Source organism: Streptomyces europaeiscabiei (assembly GCF_001550375.1).
GTDB classification, from domain to species: domain Bacteria; phylum Actinomycetota; class Actinomycetes; order Streptomycetales; family Streptomycetaceae; genus Streptomyces; species Streptomyces europaeiscabiei.
The window spans coordinates 1-5,861 of sequence record NZ_LRTR01000586.1; the positions used below are offsets into that span (position 1 = coordinate 1).

5 protein-coding genes are annotated in these 5,861 nt (G+C 74.5%); 3 read left to right on the forward strand and 2 right to left on the reverse strand.

What is annotated here, in order from left to right:
* Positions 1–767, forward strand: a 767-nt coding sequence (locus tag AWZ10_RS28165) for a cobalamin B12-binding domain-containing protein (protein ID WP_060892368.1), incomplete at its 5' end; no start/stop codon positions are given.
* On the opposite strand, the gene AWZ10_RS28170 is transcribed toward AWZ10_RS28165, so the two are convergent.
* Together AWZ10_RS28170 and AWZ10_RS28175 are read right to left on the reverse strand one after the other, a co-directional pair.
* On the reverse strand, positions 677–2,062 hold the full coding sequence (locus AWZ10_RS28170; protein ID WP_060892367.1) for a cryptochrome/photolyase family protein: 1,386 nt from the start codon (positions 2,060–2,062) through the stop codon (positions 677–679). The genes AWZ10_RS28165 and AWZ10_RS28170 overlap by 91 nt on opposite strands.
* Before the next feature lie 147 nt (positions 2,063–2,209).
* Positions 2,210–3,739: an SDR family oxidoreductase gene (locus AWZ10_RS28175; protein WP_046702501.1), complete on the reverse strand. Its 1,530-nt coding sequence runs from the start codon at positions 3,737–3,739 to the stop codon at positions 2,210–2,212.
* Positions 3,740–3,881: 142 nt separating this feature from the next.
* Between AWZ10_RS28175 and AWZ10_RS28180 the strand changes: the two genes are divergently transcribed.
* Together AWZ10_RS28180 and AWZ10_RS28185 are read left to right on the forward strand one after the other, a co-directional pair.
* Complete coding sequence (locus AWZ10_RS28180; RefSeq protein ID WP_107417509.1) at positions 3,882–4,379, forward strand: MarR family winged helix-turn-helix transcriptional regulator; 498 nt, start codon at positions 3,882–3,884, stop codon at positions 4,377–4,379.
* 159 nt (positions 4,380–4,538) lie between these two features.
* The coding region (locus AWZ10_RS28185; RefSeq protein ID WP_159058366.1) for an MMPL family transporter at positions 4,539–5,861 on the forward strand (1,323 nt) is incomplete at its 3' end.

A 5,861-nucleotide genomic window follows, 5' to 3' on the forward strand; every position in this document is an offset into this window, starting at 1 on the left:
ATCGGCCGCGGCGGCCGCCCGCGCCCGGCCCGCCGTCTTTGGCAGACCTCCGCCAGGAGTGCCGGGGCCTCGCCCGTGCCGCCGTACGCCTCGACGCCCCGGCGGTGGAGGACCTGTTGGCCGGGGCCGTCGAGCGGCACGGACTCACGGTCGCCTGGCAGGAGGTGATGGTGCCGACGCTGCACGTGGTGGGCCGCAAGTGGGCGTCGTCCGGCGACCGTTACATCGAGGTCGAGCACCTGCTGTCCTGGCATGTCTCCACCACCCTGCGCCGCCACCCCGGGGCGCCCGCATCCCGCCACGACACCACCGCCCCGGGCCCGGTCGTCCTGGCCTGCGTGCCCGGCGAACAGCACAGCCTGCCGCTGGAGGCGCTCACCGCGGCCCTCGGTGAACTCGGCCTGCCTGCCAGGATGTTCGGCGCGGATGTCCCCGCCGAGGCCCTCACCGGAGCGGTCGACCGGCTCGGCCCGGCGGCCGTGGTCCTGTGGGCCCAGGCCCGTTCCACGGCGAGCCTGTCCCTGGCCCGCCATGTCGCCGCCATGCGCTGGGGCGTGAAGGGCGCCCGCCGGCAGTCGCTCGTCGTGCTGGGCGGCCCCGGCTGGCACGGGCACCCCGCCTCGGGAATGGTCCGGCCGTCCTCGCTGGACGAGGCGGTGGAGGCGCTGTCCGGTCTCTACGGGCGGGCGGTCCGACCGGTCGAGGACGTGCGCCCCCGCAGGAACCGCTCGCGTCCCTCCGCCAGTTCGACGATCGGCTCCGGATAGTCCAGCGCGGCACGATCCGGCCCCCGCAGCTTCCACGGCTCGTGCACCGCCGGCCCCGCGATGTCCGCCAGTTCCGGTACCCAGCGCCGTACGTACTCCCCGTCCGGGTCGTACCGCTTCGCCTGGGTGTTCGGGTTGAGGACCCGGTTGGGGCGGGTGTCGGTGCCGGTTCCGGCCGTCCACTGCCAGTTGAGCTGGTTGTTGGCCACGTCGCCGTCGACCAGGAGGTCCAGGAAGTGGCGGGCGCCGACGCGCCAGTCGACGTACAGCGTCTTGGTGAGGAAGCTCGCGGTCAGGAGCCGGCCGCGGTTGTGCATCCAGCCCTCGTGGCGGAGCTGGCGCATGGCCGCGTCGATCACCGGGTAGCCGGTGCGGCCCTCCCGCCACGCCTCGACCTCGTCCGGAGCGTCCCGCCAACGATCGTCCCTGGCCCGGTAGTCCACGGACGCGGCCTGCGGTCGTACGGCCAGCAGCTGGCGGTTGAAGTCCCGCCACGCGAGCTGGCGTACGAACGCCGCGGCGCCCGGACCGCCCGCCCTGCGGGCCCGGTGGACCAGCTCGACGGGGGAGAGGGTGCCGAAGTGCAGATGGGGTGAGAGCCGGGAGGTCGCGTCGCCCGCCAGGTCGTCGTGCCGGTCCTCGTACGCCTCGATCCCCGACCCCAGCCAGGCGGAGAGCCGTGCGCGGCCCTCCGTCTCGCCACCCGCCGCCAGACCCGGCGAAAGACCGGACAGCCGTTCCCGCGAAGGGAGTTCCTCGGAGCCGATGTCCTCCGGTACGCGCACGGTCCGCGGCGCGGCCAGCGCCTCGCGCAGCCGCTGCCGCGACCAGTGACCGAAGTACGGCGTGAACACCGCGAAATGGTCCGAGGAGGCCGGCAGCACCGCGCCGGGCTCCACGGCGGACGTCACCGTGTCGTGGACGTGCAGTCGCACGCCCTCGGCCTCCAGCGCGCGCCGCAGCCGTTCCTCCCGATGCTGGGCGTACGCGCTGACGTCGGCGGCCAGGTGCACCTCGTCGGCGTCCGCCTCGGCGGCCACCCTGCACACCTCCGCCACCACGTCGCCGGAGCGCACCACGAGCCGGCCGTCCCGCTCACGCAGTCCCGCGTCGAGGTCGCGCAGACAGTCGGCGAGGAACGCCAGCCGGTTGGGCGCGGCGAACCCGGCCCCGGCCACGGCCCGGTCGCGCACGAACAACGGGACCACCTGCCGCGAGCCGTCGAGGGCGGCGCGCAGCGGCGGATGGTCGTGCAGCCGCAGATCGCAGGTGAACAGGACGACCGAGACGTTCATGACGGAACTCCGGAGAAGGGGATCGGACGGTCACGCGCTGCTTCCGGCCGGAGACATCCGGCGGATGCACGGGCCCGAGGCCGAGGCGGAGGCGGAGGGGCGGGGCGCGGGCCGCCCCGGCACACCTCGGGGAAGGCGCGGCACGCATCACGGCACGGGCGCCTCCTCCCGCGCCCGGGCGGTCGCGTCCGCCACGGCCGCCCGGGCGATGTTGCGGGCCATGCCGCCGAACACGACGGAGTGGAAGGGGGCCACGCTCCACCAGTACGCGTGCCCGAGCAGCCCACGCGGATGGAACAGGGCACGCTGACGCAAGAGGGTGTGCCCCGTGTCGTCCGTGTCCGCGTACATCTCCAGCCACGCCAGGCCCGGCAGCCGCATCTCCGCCCGCAGCCGCAGCAGCCGCCCCGGCTCGATCTCCTCGACCCGCCAGAAGTCCAGCGAGTCGCCCACCCGCAGCCGCGCGGGGTCCCGGCGGCCCCGGCGCAGGCCCACCCCGCCCGCCAGCCGGTCCAGCCACCCCCGTACGGCCCAGGCGAGCGGGAAGGAGTACCAGCCGTTGTCACCGCCGATGCCCTCGATGACCCGCCACAGGGACGCGCGGGGGGCGTCCACGCGCAGCTCGCGGCGGTCGGCGTAGAGGCTGCCGCCCGCCCAGTCGGGATCGGTGGGCAGGGGGTCGCTGGGCGCGCCGGCCAGGGAGGCCGACGACCAGCGGGTGGTGACCCTGGCCTCGCGGACCCGCCGCAGGGCGAGCCGTACCGCCTCGTCGAAGCCGACCGGATGACCGGGCGGATCCGGCACGTACCGCGCGATGTCGTGCTCGCGGCAGACCACCTCGTGGCGCAGCGACTCGGTGAGCGGCCGGGCGATCGAGGCCGGCACGGGCGTCACCAGCCCGACCCAGTGGCTGGACAGCCCCGGGGAGAGCACCGGCACGGACAGGATGAGCCGGTGCGGCAGCCCGGCGACGGCGGCGTAACGCCGCATCATCTCGCGGTACGTCAGGACGTCCGGGCCGCCGATGTCGAAGGTCCGGCTGACGTCGTCCGGCAGCCGGGCACAACCGACGAGGGCGCGCAGCACGTCCCGCACGGCGACGGGCTGGATCCGGGTGTGCACCCAGCTCGGGGTGACCATCACCGGCAGCCGCTCCGTGAGGTAGCGCAGCATCTCGAAGGAGGCCGACCCCGAGCCGATGACGACGGCCGCCCGCAGGACGGCCGTGGGCACACCGCAGTCCAGCAGGATCCGGCCGACCTCGGCACGCGAGCGCAGATGGGGCGACAGCTCCCGCTCCGGCACGCCGTACGGCGTGAGACCGCCCAGGTACACGAGCCGGCGCACCCCGGCGGCGTGGGCCCGCTCCCCGAAGACCCGCGCGGCCCGCCGGTCCGTCTCCTCGAAGCCCTTGCCGGTGCCCAGCGCGTGCACCAGGTAGTAGCCGACGTCGACGCCGCGCATCGCCCGCGCGACGGACTCCGCGTCGGTGACGTCCCCGCGGACCACCTCGACGGCACCGGCCCACGGATGGTCGCGCAGCCGGTCGGGGGAGCGGGCCAGACAGCGCACCCGCAGGCCCGCCTCCAGCAGCTCCGGGACGAGCCGCCCGCCGATGTACCCGGTCGCACCGGTCACCAGGCAGAGCGGTCCGCTGCCGCGTTCGTCTCCCGTCATGGGGGTTCCTCAGTTCCTCGGTCGCTCGCGTCGGCTTGCCCCGTCATCACTTCCACCGCGAGAGCGGTCATGGATGCGCCGGAGGGGCACCGCCGCGCGATCGGGTGATCGGTACGGCGGCTACGCTGACGGCGTGGCCACAGTGAACGACCCCGAGCGGCGGGCGGGGGAAGGCAGGTCCGGCCGCCCCACGGCACCGACCGACCTGCACGCCTTCGCCGTCGCGCTACGCCGGATGAACGGCGAGATCAACCGGCTGGTGCACGCGTTCGCGGGTGACCACGGACTGCACGCGACGGATGTCCAGGCCCTCGCGGCGATCCTCGACGCCGAGGTACCCATGACACCCAAACGGCTGCGTGAACACCTCGGACTGACCTCCGGAGCCGTCACCGCCTGCGTGGACCGGCTGGAGCGTGCCGGACACGTCCGCCGCGTCCGGGAGAGCGCCGACCGCCGTGTGGTCCACCTGTACTACGCGGCCGACGCGCGCTCGGCCGCCCGTACCTACTTCCGGCCCCTGGCGGAGGCGACCGACGCCGCACGCTCCCGGTTCACCGGGGACGAACTGGGCGTGGTGCTGCGGTTCCTCGCGGCGATGAACGAGGAACTGGGCGCGGGCGCCGACCGTTCTCGCTGACCCGGTGGGGCAGGCGCATCCGAGGGCCGGGTGAGGGCGGAAGAACGGGCGACGTCTATGATCACGCCCGCCAACAAGTTCAATGATTGAGATTGTTTTTCGTTGAGGCAGTTGTGCGGGCAGTCATGGAGACCTGTCCGCCCCGGAGCCTGGAGCACCATGTCCACCACCCCCCGACGCGCCCGCCGGCTCGTTCCCCTTCTGCTGATCGCCGTCTGGCTCGCCGTCGGAGGAGTCCTCGGCCCCTACGCCGGACGCCTCGGTGAGGTCGCCACCAACGACCAGGCCGCGTTCCTGCCGCGCAGTGCCGAATCCACCGAGGTGATAGCCGCCCAGCGGGCCTTCCGGCAGGACGAGGCGCTCCCGGCGATCGTCGTCTGGACGGGCGAGAGCCTTGCCGCACGGCGCGCCGCGGCCGACCGGGCCCTCGCCTCCCTCGACGGCACCCCCGGCGTGACGGGACCGGTCTCGACGGCACTGCTCTCCGAGGACCGCGAAGCCCTGCGAGGAGTGGTCCCCCTGCGGCCCGGCCCGGGCGATGAACTGTCCGGCACCCTGGACCGGATCCGTGCCGCCGCCGAAGGCGTTCCCGGCACCACCGTCCAGCTGGCGGGACCCGCCGCGAGCCAGGCGGACCTGTCCGACGCCTTCGCCGGAATCGACGGCCTGCTGCTCGCCGTAGCGCTCCTGGCCGTGCTGGTGATCCTGCTGCTCGTCTACCGCAGTGTTCTGCTCCCGCTGGTGATCATCCTCGGCGCGGTGTTCGCCCTCGGCCTCGCCTGCGCGGTCGTGTACGCGCTCGCCGACCACGGCGTCGTCCGCGTGGACGGACAGGTCCAGGGCATCCTGTCCATCCTCGTCATCGGCGCCGCCACCGACTACGCCCTGCTCCTCACCGCCCGCTTCCGGGAGGAACTGGCCACGCGCGCCGACCGATTCGTGGCCGTGCGGGCCGCGCTGCGGCAGTCCTGGGGCGCGATCGTGGCCAGCGCCGCGACCGTCGCGCTGGGCCTGCTCGCCCTGCTGCTCAGCGACCTCACCAACAACCGGGCGCTCGGGCCGGTCGGCGCCATCGGCATCGGCTGCGCCGTCCTCGCCACGCTCACGTTCCTGCCCGCCGTCCTCGTCGCGCTCGGCCCCGCCGCCTACTGGCCCGCCGAGCCGGGTGGCCGATCAGCCGATCCGCGCACCGGCGAGGGCCTGTGGCAGCGCGTCGCGGGCCTCGTCGACCGGGCGCCGCGCCGCGTGTGGGCGGTGACCCTGGTCGTCCTGCTGGCCGGGGCCGCCTTCGCGCCCACGCTCACCTCCAAGGGCGTCCCCCTGGACGAGACGTTCGTCGTCGACGCCCCCTCCGTCGCCGCCCAGAAGACGCTCGGCGACCACTTCCCCGGCGGCTCGGGCAACCCCGCCGTGGTCGTCGCGGACGCGGACCGGCTGGACCGGGTGCTCGCCGCGGCCCGTGACACCGACGGCGTCGCGACG